This window comes from Sphingopyxis sp. (assembly GCF_035250425.1).
In the GTDB taxonomy this organism is placed as follows: domain Bacteria; phylum Pseudomonadota; class Alphaproteobacteria; order Sphingomonadales; family Sphingomonadaceae; genus Sphingopyxis.
Window position 1 is genome coordinate 1 of the sequence record NZ_DATFFD010000089.1, and the last position, 16,386, is coordinate 16,386.

Below are 16,386 nucleotides of genomic sequence, written 5' to 3' on the forward strand. Positions count from 1 at the left end.
GGCATCCATGCGACCGCGCTCGACGGCGGCGCGGTGCAGACGCGCGACGGTGCGGCGCTGGCGGCGGCGGCCGTCTTCCTCGCCGCGGGCAAGCACGGCTTTCGCGGCTTTCCGCGCGAGCCCGCCGCATGGCAGCGCGCCGACCCCGCGATCGGATTGCGCCTCCGCCTCCCTGCGCATCCTGTGCTCGATGGGCTGATCGGCGATGCGGTCGAGCTCCACCTCTTCGATCGCGGTTATGCCGGGCTGGTGCGGCAGGAGGACGGCAGCGGCAACCTGTGCCTTGCGGTGCACAAGTCGCGGCTCGACGCGGTTGGGGGCGATCCGGCGGCGCTGCTGTGCGCGCTGGGCGACACGCTTCCGCACCTTGGCGAACGGCTGGCGCATGCCGACTGGTCGCGCGCCGTCGATGCGATCGGGCATGTCCCTTATGGCTGGCGCGCCCGCGACACGGCGCCGGGCCTGTTCCGGCTCGGCGACCAGGCGGGGGTGATCCCCAGCCTGGCGGGCGAGGGCATGGGACTCGCGCTTGCGAGCGCCGAGGCGGCGGTGGCGGCGTGGCGTCACGGCGGCGGCGATGCCGCACCCGCATATCAGAAGCGCCTCGCGATGAGGATGACGCGTCCCTTCGCGCTCGCCAATCTCGTCTGGCGGATGGGCGAAAATCGGCACACAGCGGGAGTCCTGACGGGCATGGCGTCACTTTTCCCGGCGTTGGTACGAATGATGTCGGAGGCGACGCGGATCGCGCCGCGCTGATTAGCCCCCCTTGCGGTCATGCGGCACCGCGCCGATATTATGACCAACAGCGATGGTCCCCGAACGACCATCAACAGGAGATCCTCCATGACCGATCCGAAAACCGAAAAGACCGCCACCAAGCCGCTCGACCCGATGGCGCATCATGTGCTGCGCGAAGGCGGCACCGAGCGCGCCTTCACCGGCAAATATACCGACCATAAGGGCGACGGAATGTACCGCTGCGCCGGCTGCGGCGAACCCCTGTTCGACAGCCGCACCAAGTTCGACAGCGGGTCGGGCTGGCCGAGCTATACCGCGCCCGCCGCGGGGAGCGCGGTCAAGGAACTCACCGACACCAGCCACGGCATGGTGCGTACCGAAGTGCGCTGCGCCAAATGCGAAGGCCATCTCGGCCATGTCTTCCCCGACGGCCCCGGACCGACCGGGCTGCGCTATTGCATCAACAGCGCGGCGCTTGACTTCGAGGGTCGCGGGCAGGATGAGGCGTCAACCGGCAAGGACTGAAAACCCCTTCCCGGACTGACGCATCAGGGGCGTGAGGGAAGGAACACGGGCTTTGCGCCGCGAAAGACAGCAGGCTTCGTCGAATAGATCGTCATCGTCCAACAAGCGCAGCGGCACGCCCGGCGGCGAGCCATCGCGGTGGCGCGTGTGGCTGCGCCGCGCCTTTCGCTGGGGTCTCGGCCTCGCGGTCGTCGGCCTCGTCGCGCTGGCGGTTGCGGTTGGGATTGCGGTGCAGCGCATGCCGAGCTTCGAGGAGCTCAAGAAATCGCCCGCCGGACAGACGATCCGCGTCCGCGCCGCCGACGGCACCGTCTTCCTGTCGCTCGGGCCGAATTATGGCCGCTGGCTGACGCTGCGCGAAACGCCGCAGGTGATGCAGGATGCGATGGTCGCGGTCGAGGACCGGCGCTTTCGCTACCACCCCGGGCTCGACCCCGTCGGCATGGCGCGCGCCGCAGTGGTGGCGGTCCAGAACCGCGGCAGCGGCCGGCGCCTGCAGGGCGCATCGACGATCACCCAGCAGCTCGCGCGCAATATCTTCCTGTCGAACAGCTATGATTTCAAGCGCAAGGCGCGCGAAATGATCCTCGCGATGGCGCTCGAATGGAAATTCTCGAAGGACCAGATCCTCGAGCTTTACCTGAACAAGGTCTATTTCGGCGGCGGCAGCTATGGCATCGACGCCGCGTCGAACAGCTTTTTCGGGCATAGCGCGACCGAAATGTCGCTGTCCGAGGCCGCGGTCGTCGCCGGGCTCGTCAAGGCGCCGTCGCGTTATTCGCCGACCGCCGACGCGCAGGCCGCATTGGGACGCGCGGGGGTCGTGCTCGACGTCATGGTCGATGCAGGCGTGATTACCCGCGCGCAGGCCGACAGCGCCGAACCGGCGAATGTCCAGCTCGCCAAGGAAACCGGACAGAATAGCGCGCGCTATTTCAGCGACTGGGCGCTGCCGCAGCTCGACATGCTGATCGACGAGGGCAGCGAGGCGCTCGACGTCTATACCACCATCGACCTCGGCATGCAGCGCGCGGCGACCGCGTCGATCCAGGCGAACACGCCGGGCGGCGTGCAGGGCGCGCTGGTTTCGCTCGACCGCGACGGCGCGGTGCGCGCGATGGTCGGCGGCCGGGACTATGTCGCGTCGAACTACAACCGCGCGACGCAGGCGCTGCGCCAGCCGGGATCGGCGTGGAAGCTGTTCGTCTATATGGCGGCGCTCGAGGCGGGCTATAAGGTCGGCGATCAGGTCGTCGACGAACCGGTGACGATCAACGGCTGGTCGCCGCGCAACTCGTCGGGGCGCTTTTCGGGCACGATGGATCTGCGCAGCGCCTTTGCCTATTCGGTCAACACGGTCGCGGCGAAGCTTGGCGACGAAGTCGGTTTTTCGGCGGTCGCCAACATGGCGCGCCGCTTCGGCATCACGACGCCGGTCAACACGCATCCCTCGATGGTGCTCGGCAGCGCCGAGGTGCGCGTGATCGACATGACCGCCGCCTTTGCCGCGGTGTCGCGCGGCGGCGTGTCGGTGCAGCCCTATGGCATCACCAAGGTCACCACCGCGAGCGGCGAGCTGCTCTATCAGCGCCCCGCCGAGCGCGGGACGACGCTGGTCGACCATTGGGTCGCGGCGGGCATCACCGACCTTCTGCAAACCGCGGTCAACACCGGGACGGGCAAGGCCGCACAGATCGGCCGCCCCGTGGCGGGCAAGACCGGGACGACGTCGAGCAACAAGGACGGCTGGTTCCTCGGTTTTTCGAGCGGGATCACCACCGGGGTGTGGATGGGCCGCGACGATGCGAAGGCCGTCGGCGGACTGCAGGGCGGCCGCGCACCCGCGAAAGCCTTTGCCGATTATATGCGCGTCGCGGTCGCGCGGCGCCCGGTCGAGCAGTTCGACACCGAAGTCGTGCTGCCCGAATGGCAGCTCGAGGACGAAGGCGAAGCCTATATGGGCGAGCCGGGCCAGGAGGGCTTTGTCGACGAGAATGGCATGCCGATCGAGCTGCCCTATGACAGCCGCCCGCCCGAGGGCGCGGACCCGGCACCGCCGCCGGCCGAGGATGGCCCGGTGCTCGACCAGCAATGGATCGAGGAGCAGACCGGGCGGCGGCCGCCGGCCGACAATGGCGCGGCGCCGAAGAATGGCGGCCAGCCCAAGATCGTGACGGTGCCGAAGACCGCACCGCCAGCCGCCAAGGCGCCCGTGCCGCGATCGCAGCCGCAGACGGGCGATTTCGACTAGCGCTCAGGCCGTGAAGCGGTAGCGGTGGAGCGCGCGCCCTTCGCGGCGCAGCCAGCCGCGCGCCGCGGCGACATCGCCATCGTGCAGCGCGTCGACGAGCGCGTGGAAGGCCGCGCCATGGTCCATATGCCGAAGGTGCGCGACCTCGTGCGCGACCGTCGCACGCCGAACATGATCGGGCGCCATGACGAGCCGCCAGCTATAGCGCAGGTCGCCGTCATGCGTGCAGCTGCCCCAGCGGCTGCGCGGATCTCCGACCCCGACACGGCCGACCGACAAGCCCGCGGCCGCCGCGATTTCGCGGCTTTCGCGCTCCATCAGACTCAGCGCCTGTCCCTTGAGCCAGCGCTCGATGCGCCGCCCGACGGTTTCGAGCGGGCCACCGACGTACAGGCTATCGCCGCCGAGACGGATCGCGCGCGGCGCGGTCGCGGTCCAGTCGATATGACGCTCGATGCCGAGAAAGGGCACCGCGGCGCCGGGACCGACGAGGATCGGCAGCGCCGCCTTGCCGACCTGCTCGACGAGCCACGCCTGCTGTTCGCCGGCCCATTTCAACGCCGCGCGTTCATTGGTGCGGCGCGGAACCGTTAGCCTGAGCTCGCCACGCGCGCCGTCGAAGACAAGCCTGTATCGCCGTGATTGCGCATGGCGGACGAGGCGCACGGGCCAGGCCTCATTCCCCACCCAGATATGCGGCCCCTCGGGGGCGAAGTCAGACGACGCGTTCGACAAGGTGATTCTCTAAGGGACCCGCGACATCCTCGCCGACCGTCCAGCCGACGATCGACTCGCCCGCGCGGTGCACCGCATCGCGGTCGCCGCAGACGAGATAGTGCCAGTCGGGCAGCGGCTCGCCCTCGGCGCGCAGGCGATAGGCGCAGGTCTGCGGCAGCCATTCGATGTCGGCGACCTTGCCCTTGGTCAGCGTCAGGCAGTCGGGAACGTGGCGGCGGCGATGCTTGTAGTCGCCGCAGCGCGCGGTTTTGAGATCGAGCAGGCGGCACGCGACATTGGTCGGATAGATGCGGCCCGTATCCTCATCCTCCAGCTTGTGGAGGCAGCATTTGCCGCACCCGTCGCACAGCGCTTCCCATTGCCCCGCGTCGAGAGTGGCAAGCGGCGCTTCCCAGAAGGGGCGCCCGCCGGCCGTCACTTGACCCACTTCGCCAGCTCGGCCGCGACCTTGTCGGGCGCGCCCTCGTCGATATCGGACGACGGATCGTCGAGCGGCAACAGCGCGACGGGCTTGCCGTCGGGATCCATCAGGAAGGCAAGCTGGCTGTGCGCCATCAGATAGCGGTCGGGCGCCGAACCTTCGACCTTGTTGTACGTCACGACATAGGCCTTCGCGACCGCCGCGATCTGTTCGGAGGTGCCGGTGAGGCCGAGCAGGCGCGGATGATAGCGCGCGACGAAGGGTTTCAGCGCCGCGGGCGTATCGCGCGCCGGATCGACGGTGATGAAGAGCGGGACGACCTTGGCCCCGCGCGCCGCGTCGGCCTTTTCGAACTGCGACAGGCCGCGCATCAGCTTTTGCAGGTCGACCGGGCAGATGTCGGGGCAGAAGCTGTAGCCGAAATAGATCAGCCGATATTTGCCCGCGAAATCGCTGTCGCGGACGGTCTTGCCATTCTGGTCGGTGAGCGTGAAGGCGCCGCCGATGCGCGCGCCTTCGAGCGGCGGTTTCGCGGGCGGCGCATCGCCGCCGCCGCTGCAACCCGCGAGCGCGGCACCGAAAGCGATCATCAGGCTTGCGCGGACGAACCTTTGTCCCATATTTGCGATATTCATCATGCAGCCAGCCTTGATCGGCTAGCCGCCGAAAATCAACCATTGTCGTCGCGTCAGCGGCGGACAAATTGCCCCAGGGGTCGCCCAGACATGTTCCGACGCGCGGAATTCCGCCTTGCCGCTTTCCTCGCCCTGCTGGTCGCGGCGGCAGGCCTGTCGTTCAGCCCCGCGCAGGCGCAGTTCCGCGGCGGCTATGCCTTTTTGCAGGCGGTCGAAAACCGCGACGGAACCAAGGCGACCGAGGCGCTGAAGGACGATCCGTCGTTCATCAACACGCGCAATCCCGACACCGGCCAAACGGCGCTGATCATCGTCACCAAGCGCCGCGACATCAGCTGGCTGCGCTTCCTGCTCGCCAAGGACGCCGATCCGTCGATCGGCGATCGCCAGGGCGTAACCCCGCTGATGCACGCCGCGCTGATCAATTTCACCGATGGCGCCGAGGTGCTGCTGTCGAACAAGGCGCCCGTCGACCAGGCCAACCGGCGCGGCGAAACCGCGCTGATCCTGGCGGTGCAGTCGAAGAATGTCGCGATGGTCCGCCTGCTCGTCAAGCGCGGCGCCAACCCCGACAAGGCCGACCATATCGCCGGCATGTCGGCGCGCGCCTATGCCAAGCGCGACGACCGCACCGGACAGATTGTCGCGCTGCTCGACGCCAAGCCCGACGGCCCGACCCGCGACCTCGGCCCGAAGTTCGGGCCCGATTGATCAGCGTAATGTGATATCTGGATTGACAATCACATTATGATGTGAGACATGGCGATCATGTCACCACAGCTCATCGATCGCATCCGCGCCATCGTCGACGACGGGACCATGTCCCGTTCGGGTCTCGCCCGTGCCGCGGGCCTCCACGCCAACAGCCTGCGCGACCTCGATTCGCCCGGCTGGAACCCCACCGCCGAAACGCTGCGCAAGCTCGAAAACTGGCTCGCGAACGGCAGCGACCTGTCGCCGATGGCAAGCCCCGAAGAGATCATCGCCGAGGCGCGCAACGGCCGCATGTTCATCCTCGTCGACGACGAGGACCGCGAAAATGAGGGCGACCTCGTCATCCCGGCGCAGATGGCGACCCCCGATGCGATCAACTTCATGGTCACCCACGGCCGCGGCCTCGTCTGCCTGACGCTGACCCGCGAGCGTGTCGACCAGCTCGGGCTCGAACTGATGAGCCGCAACAACGGCACACGGCACGAAACCGCGTTCACCACCTCGATCGAGGCGCGCGAGGGCGTGACCACCGGCATTTCGGCGGGCGACCGCGCGCGCACCGTTTCGGTCGCGATCGACGCCGGCAAGACGCGCGACGACATCGTCACGCCCGGCCATATCTTCCCGCTGATCGCGCGCGACGGCGGCGTGCTCGTGCGCGCCGGCCACACCGAGGCGGCGGTCGACATCAGCCGGTTGGCGGGGCTCAACCCCTCGGGCGTGATCTGCGAAATCATGAACGACGACGGGACGATGGCGCGGCTCGACGACCTCATCCCCTTTGCGCGGCGCCACGGGCTGAAGATCGGCACGATCGCCGACTTGATCGCCTATCGCCACCGCAACGACCGGCTGGTCGAATGCGTGTCCGACGATCCGTTCGAATCGGATTATGGCGGTGACTGGCGCCTCAAATCCTATCGCAACAAGATCGACGGCACGGTCAATCTCGTGCTCCAGAAGGGCGCGATCGACCCCGAGGGCGTGACGCTGGTGCGCATGCACCCGGTGTCGATCTTCGACGACATCATGGGCCGTCCCGGACCCAAGAAGCGCCGCCTGCAGCGTTCGATGGACGCGATCGGCGAAGCCGGATCGGGCGTCATCGTGATGCTGATGCGGCCGCTGCCCGGGTCGGCCGAGGCCGATGCGCTTCCGGCACCCACCGGCGGCATGGACCTGCGCACCTACGGGATCGGCGCGCAGATCCTCGCCGACCTCGGCGTCCATGCGATGGAACTGCTCACCCCCACCCACAGCAATATCGTCGGGCTCGAAGGCTATGGCCTGTCGGTCGTCGGCGAACGAGCGATCCCCGGAGAAGCATGATGGCACACGTCCTGATCGTCGAAGCCCGCTTTTATTCGCACCTCAATGACATGCTGCTGGACGGCGTGCGCAGCGCGCTCGACGCCGCGGGGCACAGCCACGAGACGGTGACCGTTCCGGGCGCGCTCGAAGTGCCTGCGGCGATCTCGCTCGCCGCCGACAGCGGGCGCTACGACGCCTATGTCGCATTGGGCGTCGTGATCCGCGGCGAGACCTATCATTTCGAGGTCGTGTCGAACGAAAGCGCGCGCGGCATCATGGCGTTGACGCTCGACGGGCTCGCGATCGGCAACGGCATCCTCACCGTCGAGAATGAGGAACAGGCGCTTGCGCGCGCCGACAAGACGCGCAAGGATAAGGGCGGCGAAGCGGCGAAGGCCGCGCTCGCCATGCTGGCCCTGAAGGAACAATTCGGCATTGGTTGATCGCCCGCCCCCCAGTCGTTTTTCCGTCGTCGAACGCGGCGGACGGCTGGTGGTGATCGACAAGGAAACCGGACAGACCCCGCCGACCGCGGCCGAGCGTATGGATCTTCACGACCGCCGGATGGGGATCGAGCCGATCCGGCCGGCGAAGACACCGGCGAAGGCAGCTGCGGCCCCCGATATGTCCGCCGCGGCGCGCACCGAATCGGGGCTGAGCGCGCGGCCCGCGCCGGCACAGCAGAAGGCGATGCCCGCCGCAGCGGCGAACAGCGGCAGGGACCGCGTGGCGGCGGCTGTCGCCGAGCGCAACAAGCGGCCATGGACTCCGAAACAATATGATCGGCCCGCTCCGGCCGCCAACCCCGCGCCCGCGCGAATTGCCAGCCGCGCCGCGCCGCAGGTCGGCGACCGCAAGACGATCGTCACCGGCAAATGGTGGGATGCGAAGGGACCGCGCACGATCGAGCTGGACGCCAAGGGTCAGGCCGAGCTGACCGGCGGCTTCATGGTCCTGTTCTTTGGATTGGTGATCGCGGCGATCGTCGCGGCCTTTGTCGAACCGCTGCTGCTCTTCGTCGGCGCGTTCGTGCTGTTCCGCTTCGGCGGCAATTTTCTGGGGCCGATCGGCGCCCGCATCGTCGACAAGGCACTCGCCGAGAAGGGATGATAACGCCGTGTGCTCCCGCGAAGGCGGGAGCACACGATAATGCTATTTCTGGTCCTACGCGGTCACCAGCGCAGGATAGTCGGTGTAGCCCACCGGCCCCGGCGAATACCAGGTCTGCGGATTGTCGGCGGCCCATTCGGCGCCGTTCCGGATGCGCTCGACCAGGTCGGGATTGCCGATGAAGGGGCGGCCGAACGCGACCGCGTCGGCGGTGCCGCTCGCCAGCGCCGCCTCGGCGAGCGCGACGTCATAGTCGCTATTGAGGATCAGCGGCCCCTTGAACGCGGCACGAATCGACGGCGACTGTTTCGGAACGTCGGTGCGCCCGAAGGTGCCGTCGGGACCGGGTTCGCGCAGTTCGAGGAAGGCGATGCCGAGCGCACCCAGCGCCGCCGCTGCGATCGGGAACAGCCGTTCGGGGGCGCTGTCGTCGACGCCCTGCGTGTCGCCATTGGGCGACAGGCGCACGCCCACGCGGTCGGCACCCCAGACCGAGATCAGCGCCTCGGTGACTTCGCGGAGCAAACGGATGCGATTCTCGATCGGACCGCCATAATCATCGTCGCGCAGGTTGCTGCCGTCGCGCAGGAACTGGTCGATCAGATAGCCGTTCGCGCCGTGGAGCTGCACGCCGTCGAAACCGGCGCGCTTCGCATTTTCGGCCGCCTTCACATAATCGGCGATCACGCGCGGGATTTCGGCAAGTTCGAGCGGGCGCGCGACTTCATATTCCATCCGGCCGACGGGGGTGTGCGCCTTGCCGGGCGCCTGCGTCGCCGATGCCGAAACCGGCGGCTTGCCGTCGTTGAACACCGAATGGACGACGCGGCCCATATGCCAGAGCTGCGCGACGATGCGCCCACCCGCCGCATGCACCGCGTCGGTCACCGGCTTCCAGCCTTCGACCTGCGCATCGGTCCACAGGCCCGGCGCGTTGGGCCAGCCGAGACCCTCCTGCGAAATGCCGGTGGCTTCGGAAATGATCAGCCCCGCCGACGCGCGCTGACGATAATAGTCGCGCGCGAGTTCGTTCGGTACGAAACCCGGCCCGGCGCGGCCGCGCGTCAGCGGCGCCATGATGATGCGGTTCGGCGCTTCGATGGCGCCCAATTTGATCGGATCGAACAGGGATAGAGTCATCTTTCCTCCAGGTCGCACTTTCTTCGCGACGACCCCACCGGTCACCGCTATGGCCCGCGAAGCTATGGACGCCGCGGCGTCGGCACAATGGTACGTAGCAAAAGAAAATCTAAATGACAGCGAAGATGGACAGTATCGACGCCGCGCCCGACGCCGGCAACAGGGCCGGCCGCTGGGCGTTCGCGGCGCTGCTCGGCGGCAATATCGCGCTGTCGCTCGGCGCGATGCTCGTGCGGATGGCCGAAGCCGACGGTGTGGGACCCACGGCCTCGGCCTTCTGGCGGATGACGCTCGCGCTGCCATTGCTGCTGATCTTCGCGTGGCGCGAGACCGGCGGGCGAATGCCGCCGCGCCGCGCGCTGCCGATCGCCGCGGCGGCGGGTATCTTCTTCGCGCTCGATCTGGCCGCCTGGCACCTCGGCATCCTGCAGACCAAAGTCGCCAACGCGACGCTGTTCGGCAATTGCGCGAGCCTGTTGCTCGTCCTCTGGACGATCTTTCTGACCCGCGAAATGCCGCGCGGCTGGCAGGCGGCGGCGATCCTGCTCGCCTTTGCCGGATCGGCGCTGTTGATGGGGCAGAGTTACGAACTGTCGCCCGACTATCTCGCCGGCGACCTGCTCAGCCTGCTCGCGGGGGTGCTCTACACGGCCTATGTCATCCTGATGCAGCGCGTGCGCGATACGCTCGCGCCGTGGACCGCGCTCGCGATCGCGTCGGCGGTGTGCGTTCCTATCCTGCTCGGCGCCGCGCTCGCGCTCGGCGAAACGGTGATGCCGCAAAACTGGACCCCGCTGATCCTGCTCGCATTGGTCAGCCAGGTTATCGGCCAGGGACTGATGATCTGGTCGCTGCCGCGTTTCTCGCCGCTGGTGATCGGGCTGACCTTGTTGATCCAGCCCGCCTTCGCCGCGTTCACCGGCTGGGTCGGGTTCGGCGAGACACTGTCGGCGATCGACATCTTCGGCGGGATGATGGTCGGCGCGGCGCTGGTGCTGATCCGGTTGCCGAACCGCGCGGCGCGGCCTATCTGACACTATTATGGCTTCGATCCTTCCTGCCGACCCGACCCTCGACGAGATTCGCGCCGCGCTGGCGCCGCTGATCGCGGCATCGGCGGCGTTCGACGGCTTTGGCGACACCGCGCTCGCCGATGCGGCGGCGCGGGTCGGGGTCGACCCCGATGTCGCGCGCCTCGCCTTTCCGGGTGGCGGACGCGACATGGTCGACGCCTGGTTCGCCGATATCGACGCGGCGATGGAAGCGCGCTGGCCCGCCGAAAAACTCGCGACGCTGAAGATTCGCGAGCGCATCACGACGCTGGTCGAAACGCGCATCGAGTTGCTGGCGGGGAACCGCGAATCGCTGCGCCGCGCGCTCGCACTGCTCGCGCTGCCGACCAATACGCCGCACGCCGCCAAGCTCGGCTGGCGCGCCGCCGACCATATGTGGCGGCTCGCGGGCGACACCGCGACCGACTATAATCATTATAGCAAGCGCGCGATCCTCGGCGCGGTCTATGCCTCGACGATGGCGGTGTTCCTGAACGACGAGAGCGAGGATCTGGCCGATACGCGCGCCTTCCTCGCGCGCCGGATCGATCAGGTGATGCGTTTCGAAAGCTGGAAGCACCGCCGCGCCGCGCTCAGCATCGAACGGCCGAGCCTCGCGCGTTTCGTCGGGCGGCTGCGCTACCCGGGGCGCTGACCCGTTTCGATAAAGGACTGGCGCTAGGCGAGTGTTATTGATAATCGCTCGCAAATGACTGCTTTGCTCGAAAATATACTGGATCGGGCGCCGCTGGGCGTGATGGTGCGGATTGCCCGCATCGATTGGACCGCGATGTCCGAGGACGAGGGGCGCCGCCTGCGCGAATTCGGCCTGATGGAAGGATGCGAAGTCACCCCGCTCCACCGCGGCAGCATCTTCTCGCGCGATCCGCTCGCGCTCACCGTCGGACGCATGAAGGTGATCATCCGCGCGCGGCAGGCCGCGGCGATCGAAATCGAGCCCGTAGCATGACCGGCGCGATTCCCTCGATCGCGCTCGTCGGCAATCCCAACGCCGGCAAGTCGAGCCTGTTCAACGCGCTGACCGGCGCACGGCAGAAGATCGCCAACTACCCCGGCGTCACCGTCGAGCGGAAGGCGGGGCATGCGAGCTTTGCCGACGGCCGCCCGATCTCGCTGGTCGACCTGCCCGGCACGTACAGCCTGACCCCCGCGAGCCTCGACGAAGCGGTGACGCGCGACGTCGTGCTCGGCCGGCAGGACGGCGAAAAGCGCCCCGACGCGCTGATCGTCGTGCTCGATGCGGCGAACCTCGACAATCATCTCAGCTTCGCGCTCGAGTTGCTCGCGCTGAACCTGCCCACCGTCGTCGCGCTCAACATGGTCGATCTCGCGACACGCGATGGGCTGACGCTCGACGCCGAACGCCTGTCGAACGAGCTGGGCGTCCCGGTCGTCCCCACTGTCGCGGTGCGCAAGCGCGGGACGGCCGAGCTGCTCGCCGCCGTCGACGGCGCGATCCGGTCACATGCCGCGGGCGAGGTCGCCGTGCCCGCCAAGGCCAGTGACGCATCGCTGCACCAGCGCGCGCGGACGATCGCACGCGCTGCTATCCTCAGCGAAACGCCGGTGCGCCGCTGGACGCAGCGCGTCGACAATGTCGTGCTGCATCCGGCCCTCGGGATGATCATCCTGCTCGCGCTGATGTTCCTGATGTTCCAGGCGGTCTATTCCGCCGCCGAGGCACCCGCGGACTTCCTCGAGGGCGGGATCGGCGTGGTCCAGCAATGGGTGGTCGCGACCTTCCCCGACAATTTCCTGCGCGGGCTGGTCGTCGAAGGCCTGCTCGCGGGGGTCGGCGCGGTCGTCGTCTTCCTGCCGCAGATCCTGATCCTCTTCCTCTTCATCCTGCTTTTGGAAGCATCGGGCTATATGACGCGCGCCGCCTTCCTGATGGACGGATTGATGGGCAAGGTCGGATTGTCGGGGCGCGGTTTCATCCCGCTGCTGTCGAGCTTCGCCTGCGCGGTGCCGGGCATCATGGCGACGCGCGCGATCCCCGACGAAAAGGACCGGCTGACGACGATCCTGATCGCGCCGCTGATGACCTGTTCGGCGCGGCTTCCCGTCTATGCGCTGATCATCGCGGCCTTCATCCCCAACACCAATGTCGGCGGATCGCCGGTGGGACTGCAGGGGCTGGTGCTCTTCGGTCTCTATCTGTCGGGGATCGTCGGCGCGCTCGTCGTCGCCTATGTCCTGCGCCGCACGGTGGCAAAGGGCGCGGGCGCCGGCTTCATGATGGAAATGCCGCGCTATCAGATGCCGCAACTGCGCGACATCGCGATCGGCCTGTGGCAGCGCGCATGGATCTTCCTCCGCCGCGCCGGTACGATCATCGCGATGACCACCGTCGTGCTGTGGCTGCTCTTGACCTTCCCGCAGGCGCCCGAAGGCGAAAGCCAGGTCGAATATAGCGTCGCCGGGCGCATCGCGAGCGGGCTGGAGGTCGTCGTCAAGCCGATCGGCTTCAACCATGATATCGCGCTCGCGCTGATTCCCGCGATGGCGGCGCGCGAGGTCGCGGTCTCGGCGATGGCGACCGCCAACGCGATCGACGCGGGCGACGACGAAGAGGCGATGGCGCAATCGCTGGGCGAACGATTGCAGGGCAAGTGGAGCCTCGCGACCGCGCTCGCCTTCCTCGCCTGGTTCGTCTTTGCGCCGCAGTGCATTTCGACGATCGCGATCACCCGGCGCGAGACCAATGGATGGAAATGGCCGATGTTCATGGTTGGCTATTTGTTCCTGCTCGCCTATGCCGCTGCTGGTATCACTTACTGGACGGCCGTCGCCTTTAGACTCGGCTGATCCTCCACATTTTCTAGCGGAGCGGAGCGGCGGATGGCTGGCAGCGTCAACAAGGTAATTCTCATCGGCAACCTCGGTGCCGATCCCGAAATCAAGTCGTTCCAGAACGGCGGCAAGGTCGCGAATCTCCGCATCGCGACGTCCGAGCAGTGGAAGGACCGGATGACCGGCGAGCGCAAGGAGCGCACCGAGTGGCATCAGGTCGTGATCAACGGCGAAGGGCTGATCGGCGTCGTCGAACGTTATCTGAAAAAGGGCTCGAAGGTTTACATCGAGGGCAGCCTGCGCACCCGCAAATGGCAGGACCGCGACGGCAACGACAAATATACGACCGAGATCGTGATCGCGGGCATGGGCGGCACGCTGACCATGCTCGACGGCGCGCCGGGCGGCGGCGGTTCGCGCGGCGGCAGCGGCGGCGGTGACGAATGGAGCGGCGGTTCGTCGGGCGGTGGCTCGGGCGGCGGCTGGAACCAGGGCGGCGGCGGCGGTTCGTCGGGCGGCTCGTCCGGTGGCGGCTTTGGCGGCGGTTCGAGCGGCGGCGGACGTCCGCCCTTCGACGACGATCTGGACGACGACGTCCCGTTCTGAGGACGGACTTTAAGCGATGACGGATATGATCACCGCCGCGGACGTCGCGCGCGGCGTATGCCGGCTGTTCGCGCAGGCCGGGCTGGTCGCGATCCCCGAGGTGCCATTGCCCAACGGACGGCGCACCGACCTCACGGCGATCGACGCCAAGGGCAATATCACCATCGTCGAGATCAAGGTCAGCCGCGCCGACCTGCACGGCGACGGCAAATGGCCCGACTATTGCGACTGGTGCGACCGTTTCTACTGGGCGCTCGCGTCGGGGCTCGACCCCGCGATCCTCGAAACCCCCGAGTATCGCCCCGAAAGCTCGGGGCTGATTATCGCCGACCGCTATGGCGCGGCGGTCGTGCGCGAAGCCGCAAGCTGCAACCTCGCCCCCGCGCGGCGCAAGGCCGAACTGCTGCGTATCGGCCGGCTCGCGATGCGGCGGTCGATGGTGGCTGCGGATCCCGAACTCGCGGGGCCATGGGGAGAGGGCGTCTGAAAGAATTTCACGCGAAGACGCGAAGACGCGAAGAGATAAGCCTGGGCCGAATGGCCCCATTTCTTGCTTCGCGGCTAACCCCCTGTGCAAGGAGAAAGCCGCTCCGCGGCAAACGCAACCTCTTTGCGTCTTCGCGTCTTCGCGTGAATCAAATTATCCGCGCGCCTGCATCCGCGCCAGATAGCGCGCGAGAATATCGATCTCCAGATTGACCGGCCGCCCCGCCGCGGCTTCGTTCAGCGTCGTCATCTCCTGCGTGTGCGGAATGATGTTGAGCGTGAAATGCGCCTCGCCGTTCGGCTGGTCGGTCACCTCGTTCACCGTGAGCGACACGCCGTCGACGGTAATCGAACCCTTGGGCGCGATATGCGGCGCGAGCGTCGCGGGCGCCGCCACCGTGACCGTCACGCTGTCGCCGACGGGTAGGGCCGACACGATGTGGCCGATGTCGTCGACATGGCCGGTGACGATATGCCCGCCGAGTTCGTCGCCGATCTTGAGCGCACGTTCGAGGTTGAGACGGCGCCCCTGGTCCCACATGCCCGGCGCGGTGCGCGCGAGCGTTTCGCCGCTGGCGTCGATCGCGAACCAGCCGGCGGGGCCGTTGCTGCCGTCGTACACACCCTTTTCGACGACGGTGAGGCACGCGCCCGAACAGGCGATCGAGGCGCCGATGTCGATGCCGCCCACATCATAGGCGGTGTCGATGACGAGCCGCGTGTCGCCGCGATCCTCGCGGCTGCGGATGGTGCCGATGTCGGTGATGATGCCGGTGAACATATGGGGTCAGAACCTGTTTCTGGGGTGACTGAGGCAGCAAAATGGCGAACATATCGGGTCAAAATCCCCGCAGGAAATGGTGGTCCCATTGCCAAGGGGATTTTGACCCGAGATGGAAGCCATTTTGCTGTCCCTGCGGGATTTGGCCAAATTTGTCCATCGCAGCGTCGAAGAGCCTTGCGATATCGACGCTGCGCTGAACAAATTTGACTCAAACCTCAGCCGCCCCAGAAACAGGTTCCGACCCCGGTTATCCTTCTCTGACGCGCTCGTAGACGTCGAGCCGGTCGCTGCCAAGCAGGCGGCTGTCGGCAAGGCGCCAGCGGCCGTGCGCGTCGTCGAGATCGGTGAGGCCGATGTCGCCGAGCGCGGGCCTGCCGCCGCCGATGAGGATCGGCGCGCGGTAGAGCAGAAGCCGGTCGACGCGGTCGGCGGCAAGAAAGGCCGATGCCGCGCCAGCGCCGCCCTCGACGAGCAGCGAATCGACGTCGCCCACCGCTTCGGGCGAGGCGGCGGCGGTCCAGTCCGCGGGCGCTTCGCCGCGGGTGAGCAGGAATTTGCGGGGGCTGCGGTCTTCGAGCCCCGGCAGCCGCACGTCGAGTTTCGGCGCGTCGGTTTCGAACGTCCCGCGCCCGACGAGAATCGCCTGATGGGCTGCGCGCTCGAGATGCCCGTGCGCGCGGGCGCGCGCGCCGGTGATCCAGCGGCTCGAGCCGTCGGCGCGGGCGATGCAGCCGTCGAGCGAGGTCGCGAGCTTGAGCGTGACGAACGGCCGCCCTTCGATGTGCCGCGTCCACCAGGGCGCCATCGCGGCGCGCGCTTCGGCGGGAAGGATGTTGAACACGACCTCGATCCCCGCCGCCTGCAACCGTGCGATTCCCTTGCCGTCGGTGCGCGGATCGGGATCCTGCGCGGCGATCACGACGCGCGCGATGCCCGCGGCGATCAGCGCATCGCTGCACGCCGGCCCGCGCGGGCTCGCATGGGCGCAGGGTTCGAGCGTGACATAGGCGGTCGCGCCGCGCGCCGTGTCGCCCGCCGCCGCGAGCGCCATCGCCTCG

General features: G+C 67.6%; 19 protein-coding genes. 13 read left to right on the plus strand and 6 right to left on the minus strand.

From position 1 onward, the window contains the following. The 3 genes from VJ811_RS05270 to VJ811_RS05280 form a co-directional block, all read left to right on the plus strand. A partial coding sequence (locus tag VJ811_RS05270; RefSeq protein ID WP_324071222.1) for an FAD-binding monooxygenase occupies positions 1–759 on the plus strand: 759 nt, incomplete at its 5' end. An 87-nt stretch (positions 760–846) separates the two neighbouring features. Then, on the plus strand, positions 847–1,266 hold the full coding sequence (gene msrB / locus VJ811_RS05275) for a peptide-methionine (R)-S-oxide reductase MsrB (RefSeq protein WP_324071223.1): 420 nt from the start codon (positions 847–849) through the stop codon (positions 1,264–1,266). Between the two features lie 52 nt (positions 1,267–1,318). Next, positions 1,319–3,517, plus strand: a complete 2,199-nt coding sequence (locus tag VJ811_RS05280) for a transglycosylase domain-containing protein (RefSeq protein ID WP_414711915.1) — start codon at positions 1,319–1,321, stop codon at positions 3,515–3,517. A 3-nt stretch (positions 3,518–3,520) separates the two neighbouring features. On the opposite strand, the gene VJ811_RS05285 is transcribed toward VJ811_RS05280, so the two are convergent. The 3 genes from VJ811_RS05285 to VJ811_RS05295 are packed head-to-tail and all read right to left on the minus strand — an operon-like array spanning position 3,521 to position 5,314. Continuing rightward, positions 3,521–4,204, minus strand: a complete 684-nt coding sequence (locus VJ811_RS05285) for a M48 family metallopeptidase (protein ID WP_324071224.1) — start codon at positions 4,202–4,204, stop codon at positions 3,521–3,523. 28 nt (positions 4,205–4,232) lie between these two features. Continuing rightward, positions 4,233–4,673, minus strand: a complete 441-nt coding sequence (locus VJ811_RS05290; protein ID WP_324071225.1) for a YcgN family cysteine cluster protein — start codon at positions 4,671–4,673, stop codon at positions 4,233–4,235. Next, positions 4,670–5,314, minus strand: coding sequence for an SCO family protein (locus VJ811_RS05295; protein ID WP_324071226.1), 645 nt, complete (start codon positions 5,312–5,314; stop codon positions 4,670–4,672). The genes VJ811_RS05290 and VJ811_RS05295 overlap by 4 nt, the downstream gene beginning before the upstream one ends. A gap of 87 nt (positions 5,315–5,401) precedes the next feature. Here VJ811_RS05295 and VJ811_RS05300 point away from each other — a divergent pair, with 87 nt between their 5' ends. From VJ811_RS05300 to VJ811_RS05315, 4 genes are read left to right on the plus strand one after another with little or no spacing between them, the layout of a single operon-like run. After that, complete coding sequence (locus tag VJ811_RS05300) at positions 5,402–6,022, plus strand: ankyrin repeat domain-containing protein (RefSeq protein ID WP_324071227.1); 621 nt, start codon at positions 5,402–5,404, stop codon at positions 6,020–6,022. Positions 6,023–6,079: 57 nt separating this feature from the next. Then, on the plus strand, positions 6,080–7,354 hold the full coding sequence (gene ribB, locus VJ811_RS05305; protein WP_324071228.1) for a 3,4-dihydroxy-2-butanone-4-phosphate synthase: 1,275 nt from the start codon (positions 6,080–6,082) through the stop codon (positions 7,352–7,354). Continuing rightward, complete coding sequence (gene ribH, locus VJ811_RS05310) at positions 7,354–7,779, plus strand: 6,7-dimethyl-8-ribityllumazine synthase (RefSeq protein WP_105999160.1); 426 nt, start codon at positions 7,354–7,356, stop codon at positions 7,777–7,779. The genes ribB and ribH overlap by 1 nt, the downstream gene beginning before the upstream one ends. Further along, the gene (locus VJ811_RS05315; protein ID WP_324071229.1) at positions 7,772–8,446 is read left to right on the plus strand and encodes a hypothetical protein; all 675 of its coding nucleotides are present in this window, start codon (positions 7,772–7,774) and stop codon (positions 8,444–8,446) included. The genes ribH and VJ811_RS05315 overlap by 8 nt, the downstream gene beginning before the upstream one ends. Before the next feature lie 54 nt (positions 8,447–8,500). Here VJ811_RS05315 and VJ811_RS05320 read toward each other — a convergent pair whose 3' ends face one another. After that, a complete protein-coding gene (locus VJ811_RS05320) occupies positions 8,501–9,586 on the minus strand; it encodes an alkene reductase (RefSeq protein ID WP_324071230.1) in 1,086 nt (361 codons plus the stop codon). A 113-nt stretch (positions 9,587–9,699) separates the two neighbouring features. Here VJ811_RS05320 and VJ811_RS05325 point away from each other — a divergent pair, with 113 nt between their 5' ends. From VJ811_RS05325 to VJ811_RS05350, 6 genes are read left to right on the plus strand one after another with little or no spacing between them, the layout of a single operon-like run. Next, entirely contained in the window at positions 9,700–10,620 is a 921-nt protein-coding gene (locus VJ811_RS05325; RefSeq protein WP_324071231.1) for a DMT family transporter, read from the plus strand. 7 nt (positions 10,621–10,627) lie between these two features. Beyond that, positions 10,628–11,293 (plus strand): COQ9 family protein, encoded by a 666-nt coding sequence (locus VJ811_RS05330; RefSeq protein ID WP_324071232.1) that lies wholly within the window; start codon positions 10,628–10,630, stop codon positions 11,291–11,293. A 54-nt stretch (positions 11,294–11,347) separates the two neighbouring features. Next, positions 11,348–11,608 (plus strand): FeoA family protein, encoded by a 261-nt coding sequence (locus VJ811_RS05335; RefSeq protein WP_324071233.1) that lies wholly within the window; start codon positions 11,348–11,350, stop codon positions 11,606–11,608. Next, the gene (gene feoB / locus VJ811_RS05340; RefSeq protein ID WP_324071234.1) at positions 11,605–13,467 is read left to right on the plus strand and encodes a ferrous iron transporter B; all 1,863 of its coding nucleotides are present in this window, start codon (positions 11,605–11,607) and stop codon (positions 13,465–13,467) included. Before VJ811_RS05335 ends, feoB begins: the two co-directional genes overlap by 4 nt. 33 nt (positions 13,468–13,500) lie before the next feature. Further along, positions 13,501–14,058: a single-stranded DNA-binding protein gene (ssb, locus tag VJ811_RS05345; protein WP_324071235.1), complete on the plus strand. Its 558-nt coding sequence runs from the start codon at positions 13,501–13,503 to the stop codon at positions 14,056–14,058. A 16-nt stretch (positions 14,059–14,074) separates the two neighbouring features. Beyond that, positions 14,075–14,545, plus strand: a complete 471-nt coding sequence (locus VJ811_RS05350; RefSeq protein ID WP_324071236.1) for an MmcB family DNA repair protein — start codon at positions 14,075–14,077, stop codon at positions 14,543–14,545. Positions 14,546–14,698: 153 nt separating this feature from the next. Here the strand turns inward: VJ811_RS05350 and VJ811_RS05355 are convergent, their stop codons facing one another. Next, positions 14,699–15,325: a riboflavin synthase gene (locus VJ811_RS05355; protein ID WP_324071237.1), complete on the minus strand. Its 627-nt coding sequence runs from the start codon at positions 15,323–15,325 to the stop codon at positions 14,699–14,701. 250 nt (positions 15,326–15,575) lie between these two features. After that, positions 15,576–16,386: bifunctional diaminohydroxyphosphoribosylaminopyrimidine deaminase/5-amino-6-(5-phosphoribosylamino)uracil reductase RibD (ribD, locus tag VJ811_RS05360; protein WP_324071238.1), on the minus strand; the 811-nt coding region annotated here is incomplete at its 5' end.